Annotated in this window: 16 protein-coding genes and 1 pseudogene; 10 read left to right on the forward strand and 7 right to left on the reverse strand. The window is 61.9% G+C overall.

Translation table 11 applies throughout. The features are described 5' to 3' along the window. Window positions 1-4 precede the first annotated feature (4 nt). Window positions 5-1,318 carry an MFS transporter gene (locus tag ACFX5Q_RS29300; protein ID WP_404283502.1) on the reverse strand — a complete coding sequence of 438 codons (1,314 nt, stop codon included), beginning with the start codon at window positions 1,316-1,318 and terminating at the stop codon, window positions 5-7. Window positions 1,319-1,573: 255 nt separating this feature from the next. Here ACFX5Q_RS29300 and ACFX5Q_RS29305 point away from each other — a divergent pair, with 255 nt between their 5' ends. Together ACFX5Q_RS29305 and ACFX5Q_RS29310 are read left to right on the forward strand one after the other, a co-directional pair. Then, entirely contained in the window at window positions 1,574-2,551 is a 978-nt protein-coding gene (locus ACFX5Q_RS29305; protein WP_404283504.1) for a LacI family DNA-binding transcriptional regulator, read from the forward strand. Then, window positions 2,548-3,213: an aldolase gene (locus tag ACFX5Q_RS29310; protein WP_404283505.1), complete on the forward strand. Its 666-nt coding sequence runs from the start codon at window positions 2,548-2,550 to the stop codon at window positions 3,211-3,213. The genes ACFX5Q_RS29305 and ACFX5Q_RS29310 overlap by 4 nt, the downstream gene beginning before the upstream one ends. Here the strand turns inward: ACFX5Q_RS29310 and ACFX5Q_RS29315 are convergent. Beyond that, window positions 3,210-3,500 (reverse strand): hypothetical protein, encoded by a 291-nt coding sequence (locus tag ACFX5Q_RS29315; RefSeq protein ID WP_404283506.1) that lies wholly within the window; start codon window positions 3,498-3,500, stop codon window positions 3,210-3,212. The genes ACFX5Q_RS29310 and ACFX5Q_RS29315 overlap by 4 nt on opposite strands. A gap of 215 nt (window positions 3,501-3,715) precedes the next feature. Continuing rightward, the gene (locus ACFX5Q_RS29320; protein ID WP_404283508.1) at window positions 3,716-4,399 is read right to left on the reverse strand and encodes a GntR family transcriptional regulator; all 684 of its coding nucleotides are present in this window, start codon (window positions 4,397-4,399) and stop codon (window positions 3,716-3,718) included. A gap of 165 nt (window positions 4,400-4,564) precedes the next feature. Between ACFX5Q_RS29320 and ACFX5Q_RS29325 the strand changes: the two genes are divergently transcribed. The 6 genes from ACFX5Q_RS29325 to ACFX5Q_RS29350 all read left to right on the forward strand — a co-directional run bounded on the left by ACFX5Q_RS29325 (window position 4,565) and on the right by ACFX5Q_RS29350 (window position 11,521). Next, the gene (locus ACFX5Q_RS29325) at window positions 4,565-5,602 is read left to right on the forward strand and encodes a 4-hydroxythreonine-4-phosphate dehydrogenase PdxA (protein WP_404283553.1); all 1,038 of its coding nucleotides are present in this window, start codon (window positions 4,565-4,567) and stop codon (window positions 5,600-5,602) included. 69 nt (window positions 5,603-5,671) lie between these two features. Continuing rightward, complete coding sequence (locus ACFX5Q_RS29330) at window positions 5,672-6,664, forward strand: Bug family tripartite tricarboxylate transporter substrate binding protein (RefSeq protein ID WP_404283509.1); 993 nt, start codon at window positions 5,672-5,674, stop codon at window positions 6,662-6,664. 61 nt (window positions 6,665-6,725) lie between these two features. Continuing rightward, window positions 6,726-7,226 (forward strand): tripartite tricarboxylate transporter TctB family protein, encoded by a 501-nt coding sequence (locus ACFX5Q_RS29335; RefSeq protein ID WP_404283511.1) that lies wholly within the window; start codon window positions 6,726-6,728, stop codon window positions 7,224-7,226. A 36-nt stretch (window positions 7,227-7,262) separates the two neighbouring features. Next, window positions 7,263-8,801: a tripartite tricarboxylate transporter permease gene (locus ACFX5Q_RS29340; protein ID WP_404283513.1), complete on the forward strand. Its 1,539-nt coding sequence runs from the start codon at window positions 7,263-7,265 to the stop codon at window positions 8,799-8,801. A gap of 33 nt (window positions 8,802-8,834) precedes the next feature. Beyond that, complete coding sequence (locus ACFX5Q_RS29345) at window positions 8,835-9,812, forward strand: sugar phosphate isomerase/epimerase family protein (protein ID WP_404283514.1); 978 nt, start codon at window positions 8,835-8,837, stop codon at window positions 9,810-9,812. Beyond that, window positions 9,809-11,521 (forward strand): dihydroxyacetone kinase family protein, encoded by a 1,713-nt coding sequence (locus ACFX5Q_RS29350; RefSeq protein ID WP_404283516.1) that lies wholly within the window; start codon window positions 9,809-9,811, stop codon window positions 11,519-11,521. The genes ACFX5Q_RS29345 and ACFX5Q_RS29350 overlap by 4 nt, the downstream gene beginning before the upstream one ends. 290 nt (window positions 11,522-11,811) lie before the next feature. On the opposite strand, the gene ACFX5Q_RS29355 is transcribed toward ACFX5Q_RS29350, so the two are convergent. From ACFX5Q_RS29355 to ACFX5Q_RS29370, 4 genes are read right to left on the reverse strand one after another with little or no spacing between them, the layout of a single operon-like run. Beyond that, a complete protein-coding gene (locus tag ACFX5Q_RS29355; RefSeq protein WP_404283518.1) occupies window positions 11,812-12,312 on the reverse strand; it encodes a DoxX family protein in 501 nt (166 codons plus the stop codon). Continuing rightward, window positions 12,309-13,118 (reverse strand): DUF2063 domain-containing protein, encoded by an 810-nt coding sequence (locus ACFX5Q_RS29360; RefSeq protein ID WP_404283519.1) that lies wholly within the window; start codon window positions 13,116-13,118, stop codon window positions 12,309-12,311. The genes ACFX5Q_RS29355 and ACFX5Q_RS29360 overlap by 4 nt, the downstream gene beginning before the upstream one ends. Further along, the gene (locus ACFX5Q_RS29365; RefSeq protein ID WP_404283521.1) at window positions 13,105-14,031 is read right to left on the reverse strand and encodes a DUF692 domain-containing protein; all 927 of its coding nucleotides are present in this window, start codon (window positions 14,029-14,031) and stop codon (window positions 13,105-13,107) included. Before ACFX5Q_RS29365 ends, ACFX5Q_RS29360 begins: the two co-directional genes overlap by 14 nt. 29 nt (window positions 14,032-14,060) lie before the next feature. Further along, on the reverse strand, window positions 14,061-14,384 hold the full coding sequence (locus ACFX5Q_RS29370; protein WP_404283522.1) for a DUF2282 domain-containing protein: 324 nt from the start codon (window positions 14,382-14,384) through the stop codon (window positions 14,061-14,063). Window positions 14,385-14,555: 171 nt separating this feature from the next. Between ACFX5Q_RS29370 and ACFX5Q_RS29375 the strand changes: the two are divergent. Then, window positions 14,556-14,675: pseudogene (locus tag ACFX5Q_RS29375) on the forward strand (RNA polymerase subunit sigma); the annotation flags it as partial. Window positions 14,676-14,969: 294 nt separating this feature from the next. Then, window positions 14,970-16,322: a chloride channel protein gene (locus ACFX5Q_RS29380; protein WP_404283524.1), complete on the forward strand. Its 1,353-nt coding sequence runs from the start codon at window positions 14,970-14,972 to the stop codon at window positions 16,320-16,322. The last annotated feature ends 7 nt before the right edge of the window (window positions 16,323-16,329 follow it).

The following is a 16,329-nucleotide window of genomic DNA, read 5'->3' on the forward strand; positions in this document are numbered from 1 at the left end:
CGGGTCACTTGTTGACCAGCTTGGCCGGCGTCGTCAGCACCAGGATCGCGCCGGCCACGAGGATGGCGGCGAGCGCATACATGGCGACATGCGTTGTCCCAGTCAGGTCCTTGAGGTAGCCCACAAGGTAAGGACTGACGAAGCCGGCCAGATTGCCTACCGAATTGATCAGCGCAATGCCCGCTGCGGCGCCGGTTCCCGTCAGAAAGGCTGTCGGCAAAGACCAGAAGAGCGGTGCGCAGGTGATCGCTCCAGCCGCTGCCAGCGACAGGAAGGCGATGGCGATCGTCGGATTTGAGGACGTAGCGGCGACGATGAAGCCGACGGCTCCGAGCAGCGCCGGCACGACCAGATGCCAGCGGCGCTCGCGGTGCCAGTCGGCGCTGCGACCGAACAGGTTCATGGCGACGACGGCACAGATAAATGGGATGGCGCTGATCAGCCCGATGTTCAGATTGCCGGTGACGCCGGTCGCCTTGACCAGGGTCGGCATCCAGAACGTCAGCCCGTATTGGCCCATCACGAAGCAGAAATAGATGAGGCACATCAGCCAGATGCGGCCGTCGCGGAATACCCCGGCGACTGAATGCGCTTGCTCCTTGTGGCGTTCCTCGCGCTCGATCTCCTCTTCGAGCACCCGCTTTTCCGCTTCGCTCAGCCACTTGGCGTCACGGATGCCATTGTCGAGGAAGAAGAAGACGGCGATGCCGAGCAGGACGGCGGGAACCGCCTCGATGAGGAACATCCACTGCCAGCCGGCAAGACCGCTATCACCGTGGAACGAATCCATGATCCAGCCGGAAAGCGGGTTGCCGAAAATTCCGGATATCGGAATTGCGGACATGAAGACAGCGATGATCTTGGCGCGGCGGTGCGAAGGATACCAGTAGGTCAGGAAAAGGATTATCCCTGGATAGAAGCCTGCCTCTGCGACGCCCAACAGGAAGCGCAGCAGATAGAACATCGGGGCCGATTCGACGAACATAAAGCCTGCCGAGATCAGACCCCAGGTGATCATGATGCGCGCGATCCACATGCGCGCACCGACCTTGTGCAGGATGACGTTGCTCGGCACCTCAAACAGGAAATAGCCGATGAAGAAGATGCCGGCACCGAGGCCGTAGACCGTTTCGCTGAAGCCGAGTTCGGCGGACATGTCGAGCTTGGCGAAGCCGACATTGACGCGGTCGAGATAGGCGACCACGTAGCACAACATCAGAAACGGCACGATGCGCCAGAAGACCTTGCTATAGGCGCTTCTCCGGGTCTCGATTCCTGCCACTGTTTCAGCCGGCAGCGTTGGGGTGAGCACCGTCATTTCATTTCCTCCCGGATTGAGGGCGTTCGTCGCCAGTTTTCGCGCCACTTAACCTCACTTTTGGCAGCGCTTGCATTGCCGGATATCATGGATTGGCAGCGCTGCCAACAGAAAAATGGCAGCGCTGCCAAAATTTGGTTGAGTTGGCTTCTGTGACGTGCCAAAACTGAGAGTGGCCAGATGGCTCTCGGAGGCGGCGTGGGTTAGGGGCTTGGAAATGGTCGACCAAATAGCCGAGGGATGGGAGCGGTGCCGATGATTACCCTCACCGACGTCGCGCGCGCAGCCGGCGTTGGCGAGAGCACCGCCTCGCGCGTGCTTCGCGGGCATGGATCCTTCTCGGCAAAGACACGCGAGAGCGTTCTCAATGCTGCAACAAGCCTCGGCTATGTGCCTAACCGCATTGCCGGGACGCTGGCTTCCACCGGTTCCAGGCTCGTCGGGATTGTCATCCCCTCGCTCAGCAACATCGTCTTTCCGGACATGCTGCGTGGGGCGAACACAGTCCTCGTCGGCGCCGGCTTTCAACCGGTCATCGCGGTAACCGACTACGAATTGGGACGCGAGGAGAGCCTCATCGAGTCGCTGCTGAGCTGGCGCCCCGCCGGCGTCATGGTAGCGGGGCTCGAACACACCGAGCGCGCGGGCGCAATGCTGCGCAACTCTGGTATCCGCGTGGCCGAACTGCTAGATACCGACGGCGAGGGTATCGACATCGTCGTCGGCTTTTCCAACCGCGAGGCGGGACGCGCCACCGCGCGCCATCTGGTTTCGCGCGGCTACCGGCAGATCGGCTATGTCGGCCACGACCTTAACCGCGACCTGCGCGCCGCCAAACGCTTCGCAGGATTTCGCTCGGCACTTGTCGAGGCCGGCCTCGATCTGGCCGGCGAAGAAATCATCCCCGCCTCGTCTTCGATCCAAGCTGGGCGAGACGGGCTGGCGCGCCTGCTGGAGCGCAGCACGAAATTGGACGCTGTCTACTTCTCCAACGACGATATGGCGATCGGCGGCTATTTCCACTGCCTCACCCGCGGCATCACCATCCCCGACCGGCTGGCGATTTTCGGCTACAATGGTCTCGACGTGGCGAGCAGCGCCCCGCAGCCGCTGTCGACCATTCTCACGCCCCGCGTCGCCGTAGGGGAGATGGGCGCGCGGCTGGTCTGCTCTGACGGACCACCGACGGTGATCGATCTCGGGTTCGAGCTAATCGAGGGAGCCACGACGTGACCGACGCGAAGTTCAGGGAAGAGATCTGCCGCTTCGGGCGTTCGCTGTTCGAGCGCGGCCTGACACCGGGATCATCGGGCAATATCAGTCTGCGGCTGGACGACGGCGGCTGGCTGGTTACGCCCACAAATGCTTCGCTGGGATTTCTCGATCCCGCCCGCATTGCCCGCCTCGACGCAAAGGGAAAACTTGTCTCGGGCGATCCTCCGACCAAGGAAATTCCCTTGCACACGGCTCTCTATGAGACGCGGGCAGGGGCCCGCGCCATAGTTCATTTGCATTCGACCCATGCAGTAGCCATCACCATGCTGCCCGAAATCGATCCCAAGGCGGTACTTCCACCGATGACGCCCTATTATCTGATGCGTGCCGGCCAGACCGCGCTGGTTCCCTACTTCCGCCCCGGGGACCCGGCCGTAGCGGATGCGATCAAGGGCCTTGCCGGACGCTACTCCTCAGTGCTGCTGGCAAACCACGGTCCCGTGGTTGCGGGCGAAACGCTCGAGGCAGCCGTATTCGCCACCGAGGAGTTGGAGGAGACTGCAAAACTCTATCTGCTGTTGCGCGGCCTAAACCCCCGCTACCTTTCGCCGGAGCAGGTCAGCGATCTGGTTCGGGTTTTTGGATTGACTTTGCCCAAGCATGACGAGCATGGCCATTAAGTCGCTGCAGACAGCGCCCGTCTTGTCAGATGCCGACGATATGGTTGCTGCGACGTCGCGGCCGAAAAATTGCCGAAATCCTCATTACCCGCCGGCACGAGCCGTTGGAGGCGTGCGATTGAAATCGATTTCCATTGCCAATCGCCCACCACTATCTTGCCCGCGTGGTTCGAAAGAAGGGACACGTGGAAGCGCTCGACAAGGGTCTTCGCGCAAGGATCGACGTCGGAATCGAGGACGCGGTACGGCTGACCGCTGCGGGCCAGAAACCCTGCAGCCGCATACATCACCCCTGTCGACGTCCGATAGTGATCGGTCCGCTCGTACCGCTCTCAGCAGACCGACGCGCGCAGAATATGCGCCCGCATCACGCAAAGGCAAGCATGGTGTCGACCATGCGGCTGTATGAGATCGCACCTGATCTCAATGTCCTGCAGCCGAGTATCGTAGCGCAGGCAGATCGCGCTTCAGGCGGCGCACAGCAACGCCCACCGACACGACTTCACAGAAGCGGCCGGACGCGCTCCCACGCTTTTCGGAGATGGCGTCCTAGAACCTCCGAAAGCCTATCCCCATCGCGCAGTCCAAGTGCGACGATCATTTCATTATGTTCGGCCACGGCGGCAGCCCAATTCTCCGGACCCTCATGGCCAACGAAGCGGATGCGCTTCAATCGCGTCTGCAACGTACCATGGATATCGATCAGCGTCGTATTGCCCGACAACGCAACGATCATGGAGTGGATCTGCTGGTTAAGTTTGTAATATTGCATTCGATCCCTGGCCTCGTAGCATCGGATCATTTCGTCATGGCTTGCCCGAATTGCGGCGATCCCCGCGTCCGAACCGACATCGCAGGCCAACCTTCCGGCTAGCTCCTCCATTGCCTGCAAGACCGTCAGCATGTCCTGAACTTCCTTGGCGCCGAAACGCTTCACGACTGCCCCTCTGCTTGGCACCAATTCGACCAGGCCCTCACTGGCCAAATATTTGATCGCTTCCCGCAGCGGCGTGCGCGAGACGCCCAGTTGTTCACCCAGTTGGCCCTCATGAAGACGGGTGCCGGGAGCGAGGTCCCCCTCGATGATCATGTCGCGCAGATGGTTGACGATGGTTTCGTGAAGCACGGTGCGTTGAATCGGACCTGTGGCGCTACGCTGGCGTTCAACGGGAATGGCCTCGTCCATCAAATCTGCACCTCGATCGGAAGACTCACACGGCGACTCCTTTGGCGCCGGTAGCATGGAGTCTCCCGATGATGGCGTCAAGAAACAAAAATGCTGCATACAGCATACAAAAGACTTGATGCAGACCGGCGCGCAATGTATGCAGGATGAAACGGAGAGGAAATGATGGTTGCTGCGGTTGAGGCTGACTCGCGTCCAGTGTTGGCACTCGCGATGGGCGACCCAGCCGGAGTAAGCGCTGAACTGACGGCGCGGCTCGTTGCTCTGCCTGAAATCCTTGAAGCGGCGAAGCTCGTCGTGATCGGCGATCGTCGCGTTCTGGACGAAGGCGCTCGCGTTGCCAGCGTGACACTCGATATCGAAATGATTCCGCTCGACGGACTGGAAGGGGCGGATTCCCGCCGACACGCCTTTATCGATCTGCGCCATCTTGATCCGAACGACGTGGAGCGAGGCGAGGCCACTCTGATCGGAGGAAGATTCGCGACCCGCAACTTCCGCACGGCGCTGGAACTGGCGAATGCCGGAAGGGTAAATGGCGTCTGTTTCACGCCCTTCAACAAGAAGGCGATGCGATTTGCCTATCCGGGCTATGATGACGAGATCCGCTTCGTTGCCGATGTGATCGGCTTCACCGGCAAGGTCCGGGAGTTCAACGTCCTGGACAAGGTTTGGAACGCGCGCGTTACCTCGCACATCCCACTTGCCGAAGTTTCGTCCAGCCTATCAGTCGATCTCATCCTGGCCGAACTGCAACTGACATACAGATGCCTCAAGGATGCTGGCTATGACAATCCGCGCATCGCGGTCGCCGGGCTCAACCCGCACGCTGGCGACGGTGGCAGCTTCGGCATGGAAGAGATCGAAATCATAGAACCGGCCGTGGCAAAGGCGAAGGCGCTGGGGTTGAACGTCGAGGGTCCATTCCCGGCCGATACCGTGTTCCTTCGGGCGCTGAAAGAAGGCTTCCAGGCTGTGCTGACCATGTATCACGACCAGGGCCAGATCGCGATGAAGCTGATGGGCTTCGACAAGGGCGTCACCATGATGGGCGGGCTGCCTTTTCCGCTGTGCACGCCCGCGCACGGCACGGCCTACGACATCGCTGGCAAGGGTATCGCCGACGTCGGCGCCAGCCGTGAAGCAGTCCTGCTCGCCGCCCGCATGGCGCGACGCAGTGCGGGCCTTTCCGCGGCAGCCTGAACCAAGAATGTTTCGCATATCGGCGTGCGGGGAGGTCTCTACGCCGGTTTTTCAAAGGGAGGAGTATCCATGAGAACTTCAGTATCCATTGCTACCATCTTGGCGGCAGTCCTGGGAGCGGCCACTCCGGCGCTGGCATTCGATCCAGACAGGCCAGTCGAGTTCGTCGTCACGGCCGGAGCTGGCGGCGGCACCGACATTTTCGCCAGAACGATCCAGTCGATCATTGGCAAGTATAATTTGATGAAAGCGCCGGTGATCGTTACCAACAAAGGCAGTGCCGGCGGCGCCGAGGGCTTTGTCTATACTGCGACGGCCAAGGGCGATAATTTCAAGCTCGCCTTCGGCACCAACAATGCCTATCTGCTGCCGATCCGTGCAAAAGTGCCGTACGCTTCGGCCGACCTGACGCCGGTGGCTGCACTGGCCGCCGATGAGTTCATTCTCTGGGTCAACGGCAAGGCGGACTACAAGACGGCGGCCGATTTCGTCGCAAAGGCGAAGGAAGCAGGGGGCAAATTCAAGGTCGCCGGCAGCCAGTCTAAGGATACCGATCAGATCCTGACCATCATGATCAACGAGGCGACTGGTGCCAATCTCGGCTACGTTCCTTACAAGAGCGGGGGCGAAGCTGCGGTCCAACTCGCGGGCGGCCATGTCGCGGCCAATGTCAATAATCCAAGCGAAAATCTCGGCCAGTGGCAGGCGGGCATGGTCAAACCCGTCTGCGTCTTCAAATCGGAAAGGCTGAGGAACGATGCCAAGGTCGCAGGTGACGCGAGCTGGGCCGATATCCCGACATGCAAGGACTCCGGCATTCCGATCGCGGACTACAATATGCCACGCACCGTGTGGCTGCCGGCCGGCGTAGATCAGGATGTCGTCGACTTCTACGCGAATGTCCTGAAGAAAGTCTCCGAGACGCCCGAATGGGCGAAGTATCTCGCCGACACCTCGCAGTCTGCCGACTACATGAGCGGCGCGCAGTTCGCCGATTTCATAAAGTCGGATGAAGCTTCGGTGAGCGAAATCCTGAAGCGTGAGGGTTGGCTCGCCAACTGATATCTTTCGAAGTCACGCGCGGGCGCCCTTCGGGCGCTCGCCTCTTACCGGGAGGTCGGTTATGAGCAGCGACGGTGCGAGAGGCATCTCCCGCTTTGCAATGGAGATATTGGTTGCAGCAGCGACAGCCGCGTTAGGCGTGGCGGTGTGCTATGGCTCAACCGAGGCAGGTGCCGGCTGGACCGAAATGGGGCCAGATGCCGGCTATTTCCCCTTCTATGTCGGCCTTCTGATTGTCTTAGGCAGCGTCATGAACATGTTGCTGGCGGTGACAAGACATCGAAAGCTCGGGGTGATCTTTCTGGATGCGCGACGCATCAAATCGGTCGCGTCCTTTCTGCTGCCGCTCGTCGGATACGCAGCAGTCTCCAGTTTCCTTGGCCTCTACGTTGGAACCGCGCTGTACATGGCGTGCGCGATGCATTTCCAGGGCAGATACAAATGGTGGATCGCACTGTCGTCGGGGCTGGCCGTGGCCGCGGTTTTCTTCGTCGTCTTCGAGGTGGGTTTCAAGGTTCCTCTTCTCAAAGGGCCAGTCGAGGCGTGGTTCGGCATCTATTGATCCGCAGTCCAGCAAGCATCCTGGGGAGGAACAGCAATGGGCAACATCGGCCTGCTATTTGAAGGCTTCGGCCATATCCTGACCTTTCAGCACGTGCTGCTGATGATGGTCGGCGTCACGCTGGGCATCCTGGTGGGAGTGCTGCCAGGGCTTGGTGCTCCGAATGGCGTATCGCTCCTGCTGCCGCTGACGTTCTCGATGGACCCAATTTCGGGAATCATCCTGCTGTCCTGCATGTACTGGGGCGCTCTATTCGGGGGGTCGACGACCTCAATCCTGTTCAACATACCGGGCGAACCCTCGTCGGTGGCCACGACCTTTGACGGTTACCCGATGGCGAAGGCCGGCCAGGCCAGCCGCGCGCTGACACTTGCATTTGTCTCCGCCGGCATCGGCGCGCTCGCAGGCGTCGTGATGATCACGTTGCTTTCCGGATGGGTTGCGAATTTTGCTCTGCGGTTCTCGTCGCCCGAATATTTCGCGGTCTATTTCCTGGCCTTCGCCAGTTTCATCTCGATGGGCTCCAGCGCGCCGTTCAAGACGCTGGTATCGATGATGCTGGGTTTTGCGCTCGCTTCGGTGGGCATGGACACGATATCGGGCAACCTTCGGCTGACCTTCGACATTCCCGAACTGATCAAGGGTATCAGCTTCCTGATCGCGGTGATGGGGCTGTTCGGCATCGGCGAACTCCTTTTGACCACCGAGGAGGGCCTGCGCTTCGAAGGCATCAAGGCCCGTGTCCGGATTTCGGAGGTCGGCCGGACGCTGCTCGAGTTGCCGCGGTATTGGTTCACGGTTCTGCGCTCGATATTCATCGGCATCCTGATGGGCATCACGCCCGCAGGTCCGACCGCTGCCTCCTTCATGAGCTATGGCCTGGCCAGCCGTTCGGCACGTGACAAGTCGAACTTCGGCAAGGGCGACCCGCGCGGCATCGTCGCGCCGGAGACCGCTGACCATTCGGCTGGAACGTCGGCGCTACTGCCGATGCTGGCCCTGGGCGTGCCAGGCTCGGCCACCGCGGCAGTCATGATGGGCGGCCTGATGATCTGGGGCCTCACCCCTGGTCCTATGCTGTTCGTCGAACGTCCAGATTTCGTCTGGGGTCTGATTGCAAGTATGTATCTCGGCAATATCGTCGCGGTCATATTGGTGATCGCCACCGTGCCTCTTTACGCCTCGATCCTGCGTGTGCCGTTTACCATCATCGGTCCGGTGATCGTGGCGGTCATCTTCAGCGGCGCTTACCAGGTAAGCAATTCTCTCGCCGACGTCTGGCTGGTCGTCTTGTTTGGCCTGCTCGGCTACATTTTCAAGAAACTCGAATATCCGCTCGCCCCGCTGGTTCTGGCTATGGTGCTTGGAGACAAGGCAGAAGACGCGTTTCGCCAATCGATGCTGTTGTCTTCTGGAAAGCTGAGCATTTTCTGGTCGAATGGTCTCGTATCCACGCTGATGGCAATCGGCTGCCTTCTTCTCTTATCCCCCTTGCTGATGTGGGCGCTGGGGATCTCGCGCAGGCGATTGACGAGGCCGGACTTGCAGCGGGACCCGAGCGAAAACCCGCTTTGAGCTCGACCCGACAGTCCCAGGCTTTTCCCCCTAATGGAGTTTCTCGTGACAATCCCACCGAGGAAATGGAACAGACACAATTGGCCGATAGCCGCAGCCATGATCCAGTATCCAAATGTCTTGCGCGACGGCCGATCGGTCCAGGATCAGAGTGTCGAGGAGTGGAAAGCCACGCTTGCCGATGTCGTGGATGCCGGCTTCACTGAACTCGACCCGACCGACAGCTGGCTGAGGCTGGCCGATCTCTCGGCCAAGCGGCTAGACGATTTCGTGAAATTGGCGGGCTCGCTCAATCTGGCGATTCCCGCGATCTCGACCTCGCGGCGAAGCGTCATTGACCCCGAGCATGGCGATGCACATCTCGCCTATAGCCATCGCGTCATCGAGACCGCGGCACGGATCGGCGCCGGCTGCGTGTCGCTTGGTCTGTTCGGGCCGTTGACCGATGCCCAGAAGGCGGCGCTGTGGTTCTGGACGGTGGATGGCGTCAGGAATCCCGACGATCCGCAGGTATGGAGGAAAGCCGTGGCGCGCATCCACGAACTCGGCCGCCACGCGGACGATCTCGGCATCGAATTGTCGCTCGAAATGTATGAGGACACCTATCTCGGAACGGCCGAAAGCTCCGTTCGCTTCGTCACCGATGTAGGTCTGCCGAATGTGGGCATCAACGCAGATGTCGGCAACCTCATTCGCCTCCACAGACCGGTCGAGCACTGGCTGGAGATGATCGACAAAGTCGCGCCATATGCCAAATACTGGCACGTGAAGAATTATACTCGCGTTGAAGATCCAATTTCCGGCGCGTTCATCACGCATCCGGCCCCACTTGAGACGGGTATCGTCAACTATCGCGTCGCCATAGGCCTTGCGCTTGACCATGGTTTTGCCAGCCCCTTCCTTTGCGAGCACTATGGCGGCGACGGGTTGTCTGTCAGTGCCGCCAACCGCGACTATCTGAGGCGCATTCTCCCCAAAACAGTATCGAGCAACGGGGAGACTGAGCGATGACCACCATTTACGACGCTCCGGAAGATTTCGCTTCGGCAGCTCTGGCAGGCTTTTGTGCGATCCATGGCCGGCATGTTCGCTTGGTCAAGGGCGGTGTGGTGCGTTCGACCGAAGTGCCGAAAGGCAAGGTCTCCCTCGTAGTCGGAGGCGGCTCGGGGCACTATCCCGCATTCGCGGGTTACGTTGGCCCAGGCCTGGCAGATGCCGCGGTTGCCGGTGATGTCTTCGCCTCGCCGTCGACTGCCGCCGTGGCGCGCGTATGCCGGCATGCAGACCGAGGCGGTGGAATTCTGCTCGGCTTCGGCAATTACGCCGGCGACGTGCTGAATTTCGGCGTAGCGGCGGAGCGATTGCGAGCAGAAGGCATTGACGTCCGGATCCTGCCGGTGACGGACGACATCGCCAGTTCGCCCGTGAATGCCGCTGCCAGGCGGCGCGGCATTGCCGGCACCGTCATTGTGTTCAAGATAGCGGGTGCCGCCGCCGAAGCGGGCCTGCCGATCAGCGAGGTCGAGCGCATCGCCCGCCATGCCAACGACCGCACGGTGTCTTTCGGTGTGGCCTACAAAGGATGCACGTTGCCGGGCGCCGCTGCTCCGCTGTTTACCGTTCCTGGCGGAAAGATGGCGTTGGGTCTGGGCATTCACGGCGAACCCGGAATCCGCGAGGAAGACATAACGTCAGCCTCCGATCTCGCAAAACTTCTCGTCGGCAAGCTCGTCGCCGAGCGCCCGGCCGGAGCGAAAAGCGTGGCCGCCCTGCTCAACGGTCTCGGCTCGACGAAATACGAGGAGCTCTTCGTGCTGTGGCAGGCAATTGCTTCGGAGCTCAAGGCAGAAGGGCTCGAGGCGGTCGAACCCGAAGCCGGTGAATTCGTCACCAGCTTGGACATGCAGGGGTGTTCGCTGACTTTGTTGTGGCTCGATGACGAATTGGAGATCTATTGGCGCGCGCCGAGCGATGCGCCCGTCCTGCGCAAAGGCGCGGTGATCGCCGTTAAGCCGGCCACGGACGTCCTAAATGGTGCGGAAGGACAACCGATTTACGGGCCGGCTTCCGAAGCGTCCAAGGCGAGCGGCGCCTGTATCGCCAAAATGATGCAGCGGGTCTCTGCGATGCTGAACACCGCCGAGGAGCAACTCGGCCGTATCGACGCCGTAGCCGGCGACGGGGATCATGGGCAAGGCATGAGCCGCGGGTCGGTCGCCGCTGCCGCCGCCGCTTCGGCCGCGGCGGCAGCCGGTGCCGGCGCCGCGAGTGTACTAGCCGCGGCCGGTGATGGCTGGGCCGACAGGGCAGGGGGCACGTCCGGGGCAATCTGGGGCTTGCTCCTCCGGTCGTGGAGTAGCAGCTTCAGCGACGATGAAGCTGTGACGACAGAGGCGGTCGTCCTAGGAGCGCGGCTCGCGCTAGACGGCGTGACGCGGTTAGGAGGTGCGAACATCGGTGACAAAACTTTGGTCGACGCCCTGGTGCCGTTCGTGGAGACGCTGGAAAATGGGGTCGCATCCGGAAAGTCGTTGGCGGATGCCTGGGGCCATGCTGCCAACGCGGCGACGCTGGCGGCTGATGCGACGTCGTCGCTCGCCCCGAAGCTCGGTCGCGCACGCCCGCTGGCGGAACGGAGCATCGGCCACCCCGATCCAGGTGCGGTGTCACTGGCCATGTGCGCACGAACCGCGGCGGTCCATCTGCGGGATGTTTCCTGACGCTTGAGGCTGGTTCGAGTGGGAGCCGCCAAAAGAAAACGCGAACGGCTCTGTTGGAGATGCCAAGGCGGGCAGCACGATGCGAGCGCTTGGCCGATGCGCATCGCCTATTTAAGGTTCGACCCGCCTCATTGAGCGCGCAAGCCTTGGGCTGCCTGGCTTACGTCATTGCCGCCAGCATTCTGGCCACACGCCTGATGAAGACGCACATTTCTACATGATGGTGGGTACTGCCCAAAGGCTTGAAACCCATGCTTGATCGAACTCGGGCACGTGTTAAGTCGGATAGCTCAGCGTCTGCGAGTGCCGATCCAGTGATCGAGCGAAATCCGCCCTGGTCCCCACGCCATGATGCCAAGCGCCATAGCCGCCCAGGTAATGTGCAGCGGCCAGCCGTCCGGCACGGTGAGCTGTATGACCAGCGTCATCAGGAGCAGCCCGAATGCCGCCAGTCGGGTCGCCAGGCCGAGAACAAGGAGAATTGGCAGCAGGATTTCCGCCGACCCCGAGGCGAAGGCCACGATCCCAGGAGCAGGGAAGTCGTAAGGTCCGCCCGGCAGATGCAGCTTGAGTTCCGAAGTGAAAAGCAGGACGGCGACATCGTTCAGCTGCAGAAAGCCGTCCCATTTGTTGACCCCTGACCGCCAGAAGGGGACTGCAAGCGCGCAGCGAAGGACGATCTGGGTCAGAGACGGCGTGGCAATCGTGCGCAGGGCCGCGTTCACCCGCTCGAACAGGCTTGAAATGCCTCGAGGCTCGGCACCGCCGCTCGCGGTTCGCTCGCTGTTCATGATGCAGAACCTCCCTGGTATGGCGCGGTAAAGGCGCCCGCCTCCAGCACGCCGCTAATGTTTGCGGAAAGGTCGAATTCGGTGCTCTCCGCAAAAGCCGCTGTGGCCGCTGCGCCCAGCGGCTCGCCCGAGATCAGATGCGAGACAAACACCGCACCGCCGGGCGGCAGGTGGCGGACAAAGACTTCGAGGCCAGGCCGCGTGACCAGCGCATCTTCCGGCCCGGTCGCTTTGATGTGCCCGACAGGGCCGCCCCTCCGGTTTGCCGCGAAAATCGTCACTGTCGGATAGAGTGAGCGCAGGACACGCGTTGCCGGATGTGGCACGAACACGGTATCGGCCAATCGATCGGGCGGGATCGACGCCAGCGCATCGGAAACCAACGGTTGCACATCGGCGGCGTGATAGGCGTCGAGCCAAACCCGCTCTATGCGCGCTACGTCGGCCAGCCAGGGCATCGATTGGGCATATTCGTAGCCCTCGATAAAATCGGGAAAGTCGCGGCCGTATTCGAAGAGCAGTGGCGAGGTGGGCGGCGTCTCGCGGATATGGAAGCGCGCCATCGCGCGAAAGAACTCCGGGCCGGTGATGCGCCGCGTCGCCGGAAAGCTGGCGGCCAGCGCGTCGATCAGGCTGACGGTCACGTTGTTGCGGTAGACGGCATATCGCTTGACGGCAGCCTTCCCATTCGGCCCCGAAACAGCGTCAGGTGGGGCGCTGTCGGGATCGAGCAGACCGGCCGTAAATGCCGCGGCATAGTCAGACCGGCTGCCGGGATCGCCCGACTGGAACTCATTCCGCGGCATGGGCTTTTCCAAGCATGTAGCTGCGCCCATAGCGGTCGAGGATCGCTTGCGCGGCGACAGCCTCCGCCTCGAGCGCCGGCCAGTCGGGGATGTCGCTGTCCCATTCGACAAGCGTCGGGAGCGGCCCGCATTGGCTAATCACGATATCAAACAGCTTCCACACCGCGTCGGCCACCGGGCCGTCATGACTGTCGATGAGTAGCAGGTCGCCCTCGTCATCCTCCTGCACGGCGTGCCCGGCAAGATGGATCTCGCCGATATGCTCGAGCGGGAAATCCGCGAGATAGGAAAGTGCCGAATAGCTATGGTTGGTGGCCGAGACGAAGACGTTGTTGACGTCGAGCAGCAGGCCGCAACCGGTACGCCGCACCAGCTCGCGGATGAACTCCGTCTCGCTCATCGTCGATTCCGGAAAAAGGATATAGGTCGAGGGGTTCTCGAGCAGGATCGCTCGGCCGATCCCCTCCTGCATCTCCTCGATGTGGTCCGCCACGCGGGAAACGGTTGCCGCCGTGTAGGGGAGAGGAAGGAGATCGTTGTAGTAGGTGGTGTCATGGGTCGACCAGGCGAGATGCTCGGAAACCAGCGCCGGCTCATAGCGTTCGACGAGCGCCTTGAAACGCAGAAGATGCACTTGGTCCAGCGGCCGCGGTCCGCCGATCGACATGCACACGCCGTGCAGCGAGACAGGATAGTCACGGCGGATGTGCGCGAGCGCATCGTGCGGCGGGCCGCCGGCGCCCATATAATTTTCGGCGTGGACCTCGAAGAAACCGTCCTGCTTGCCGCGGGTCAAGATCGCGGGCAGATGTTCGTGCTTGAAACTGGTGCCGGCTAGACCGGCGACGGGGTGCGCCGGAAAGCGCGAGGTTTCCGACACGCGGGACGCTGGGTGAATGACCAGTCCGTTCATCTTTGTCTTCGCTTTCCGGCAGGCATTGCTTACGACGGGACGTCGCGAGTCAGCTCCGTCGTCGATCCCTTGCGGTCGCCGGGCAGTTGCATTGTGGTGCAGGTGCCGCCGTCGACGAACTTCCAGGCATTGCCCTGGTAATCGACGGTCGAGGTGCCCTGGCAGGTTGTGCCGGCGCCAGCCTTGCAGTCGTTCTGTCCCTTCAAGGCGACGCCGAAGCACTTCTCCTTGCCTGCATCCATCGCCGCCTTCACGTCGGCTTCCGACATGGGGGCAGCGGCGGCAAACGATGCAAGCGCGGTTGCGACTGCGCCGGCCAGCATTGCAACGCTCACGGTTGATTTCGTAGGCATGATTTTCTTCTCCCGTTGGGTTTTGCACGCGCCGTTCCTCAAGCGCGCAGTAATCAGTTCGATCCGGCGGGCCCGTGTGTTACATCCCCTCCGCAACACAAATCCGTGATCGCCGCTCGTGGCGGCTTGGACTAATTTTTGCCGACGCAGAAACAAAGGCCCCCGTGGGCCGCGGCGGTTTCCGTGAATGGCCGTTCGATCAGCGAAACGGCCGGCAATCAAGGCATGAGCGAAACGGCTGTCCAGGTCGCTCTGCATCGGGGCTTGGCGGCGATCGCCAAACGGTTCGGCGGGACTGAGATGGATACGAACGACCAAGGCGCTGGAGGCCGATGCGCGGCCGCGCTCGGCATCGCTTTCGACCGTCGGGTGGGGCGCCGCAGCGCTCGCGGAAGCCGTCGCCGCGGCCGTCTTCCTCGCCACTCTCCGCCCGCGGCACGATATCGCCCCTGCTGCCGGTACGGGGCGCTTCCTGTCTAAAATCGTCGCTATGCTGACCTTGGCAGGTGGCGCCGGCGGACATGTTGTCGATTTGAGCAGAGGCTTCGTGCTAGGAGTGCTTCTTGCCCAACAGGACAGCCTCCCGTGACTCGACAGATTACAAAGTCCCGAATGGTACGCCGTTCGCGCGCGATGTGGGGTTCGCGGCGTGTCTGGCAGCCGCGCTTGGTCTTCTGGGCAGGTGCCATAGCCATCGGCCTGATCAGTGTGCTATTCGCGGTTCTGGCTGACAAAGCGCAGGCGCTGTTCCATCAGATCACCGGCGACAGTGACGGTTGGCGCAGCTATCTGCCGCTCGCCATTACACCACTCGGTTTCGTCCTGTGCGCGTGGCTTGCCTACGTCTTCTTTCCCGGCTCGCAGGGCAGCGGCATTCCACAGGCGATCGCCGCCCGGCATCTGCGCGATGACGCAGACCGCAGTCACATTCTTTCACTGCGGCTAGTCGTCGGAAAGATCGCACTCACCGTGGTTGGCCTTTTCTGCGGCGCCTCCATTGGCCGCGAAGGCCCGACTGTGCAGGTCGGCGCGTCGCTGATGCTGCAGGTGGCGCGCTGGGGCGGCATGGCGCAGGCGCGGGGCCTTATCCTCGCCGGTTCTGCTGCCGGCATCGCAGCCGCCTTCAACACGCCGCTCGCCGGCGTCGTCTTCGCCATCGAGGAAATGGGCCGCACCTTCGAGGCGCGTACCAACGGGCTGGTGCTGACGGCGGTGATCTTGGCCGGCCTCGCATCGCTCGGGCTGCTGGGCAACTACACCTATTTCGGTGTCGCCCGGGAAACCGTCGCTTTTGCCGCCGACTGGCCGCTGGTGGTGGCCTGCGGGATCATCGGCGGCGGCTTCGGCGCGCTGTTTTCGCTGCTGGCGCTGAAAGCAACGCGGCGGATTCGGCGCTGGAACGCGCTGCAGCCTCTGCGGCGCACACTGGTGGTCGCGGCGGTCTGCGGGCTGGCGGTGGCGATCATCGGCATCGCGTCGGGCGGCCTGACTTTCGGCACCGGTTATGCGCAGGCGCGAGGCGCGGTGGAAGGCACCCCGTTGCCCTGGTTCTTCTTCGTCGAGAAATTCGCGGCTGGGCTGCTGTCCATGATCTCGGGCATTCCGGGCGGTATCTTCGCGCCGTCCCTGGCGGTGGGCGCCGGCATCGGCAGCTCGCTTGGCCTTGTGTTCGGCGCCAGCACAGGGTCCGCCGCGCTGCTTGGCATGGCCGGCTATTTTGCCGGAGTGGTGCAGGCGCCGATGACGGCTTTCGTCATCATCCTGGAGATGACCGGCAATCACGACAACGTCATCGCGCTGATGCTGGCCTCGATGCTGGGCTACGGCACGGCGCGTATGATCTCGCACGAGCCGCTCTATCACGCGCTGTCGCGCGTGTTCATCGCCGAGGCGATAAGAAGACGGCGTGCGGAATCGACCGAAGTCGCCTGGGTATAAACAGCGG

The sequence above is a fragment of the Mesorhizobium sp. IMUNJ 23033 genome (assembly GCF_044778005.1).
Taxonomy (GTDB): domain Bacteria; phylum Pseudomonadota; class Alphaproteobacteria; order Rhizobiales; family Rhizobiaceae; genus Mesorhizobium; species Mesorhizobium amorphae_A.

What these genes read in the sequence shown, in the direction of transcription:
- ACFX5Q_RS29300 (WP_404283502.1), bottom strand. Translation starts at nt 1,318, where the DNA reads ATGACGGTGCTCACCCCAACGCTGCCGGCTGAAACAGTGGCAGGAATC.
- ACFX5Q_RS29305 (WP_404283504.1), top strand. Translation starts at nt 1,574, where the DNA reads ATGATTACCCTCACCGACGTCGCGCGCGCAGCCGGCGTTGGCGAGAGC.
- ACFX5Q_RS29315 (WP_404283506.1), bottom strand. Translation starts at nt 3,500, where the DNA reads ATGTATGCGGCTGCAGGGTTTCTGGCCCGCAGCGGTCAGCCGTACCGC.
- ACFX5Q_RS29320 (WP_404283508.1), bottom strand. Translation starts at nt 4,399, where the DNA reads ATGGACGAGGCCATTCCCGTTGAACGCCAGCGTAGCGCCACAGGTCCG.
- ACFX5Q_RS29325 (WP_404283553.1), top strand. Translation starts at nt 4,565, where the DNA reads ATGGTTGCTGCGGTTGAGGCTGACTCGCGTCCAGTGTTGGCACTCGCG.
- ACFX5Q_RS29330 (WP_404283509.1), top strand. Translation starts at nt 5,672, where the DNA reads ATGAGAACTTCAGTATCCATTGCTACCATCTTGGCGGCAGTCCTGGGA.
- ACFX5Q_RS29335 (WP_404283511.1), top strand. Translation starts at nt 6,726, where the DNA reads ATGAGCAGCGACGGTGCGAGAGGCATCTCCCGCTTTGCAATGGAGATA.
- ACFX5Q_RS29340 (WP_404283513.1), top strand. Translation starts at nt 7,263, where the DNA reads ATGGGCAACATCGGCCTGCTATTTGAAGGCTTCGGCCATATCCTGACC.
- ACFX5Q_RS29345 (WP_404283514.1), top strand. Translation starts at nt 8,835, where the DNA reads ATGGAGTTTCTCGTGACAATCCCACCGAGGAAATGGAACAGACACAAT.
- ACFX5Q_RS29350 (WP_404283516.1), top strand. Translation starts at nt 9,809, where the DNA reads ATGACCACCATTTACGACGCTCCGGAAGATTTCGCTTCGGCAGCTCTG.
- ACFX5Q_RS29355 (WP_404283518.1), bottom strand. Translation starts at nt 12,312, where the DNA reads ATGAACAGCGAGCGAACCGCGAGCGGCGGTGCCGAGCCTCGAGGCATT.
- ACFX5Q_RS29360 (WP_404283519.1), bottom strand. Translation starts at nt 13,118, where the DNA reads ATGCCGCGGAATGAGTTCCAGTCGGGCGATCCCGGCAGCCGGTCTGAC.
- ACFX5Q_RS29365 (WP_404283521.1), bottom strand. Translation starts at nt 14,031, where the DNA reads ATGAACGGACTGGTCATTCACCCAGCGTCCCGCGTGTCGGAAACCTCG.
- ACFX5Q_RS29370 (WP_404283522.1), bottom strand. Translation starts at nt 14,384, where the DNA reads ATGCCTACGAAATCAACCGTGAGCGTTGCAATGCTGGCCGGCGCAGTC.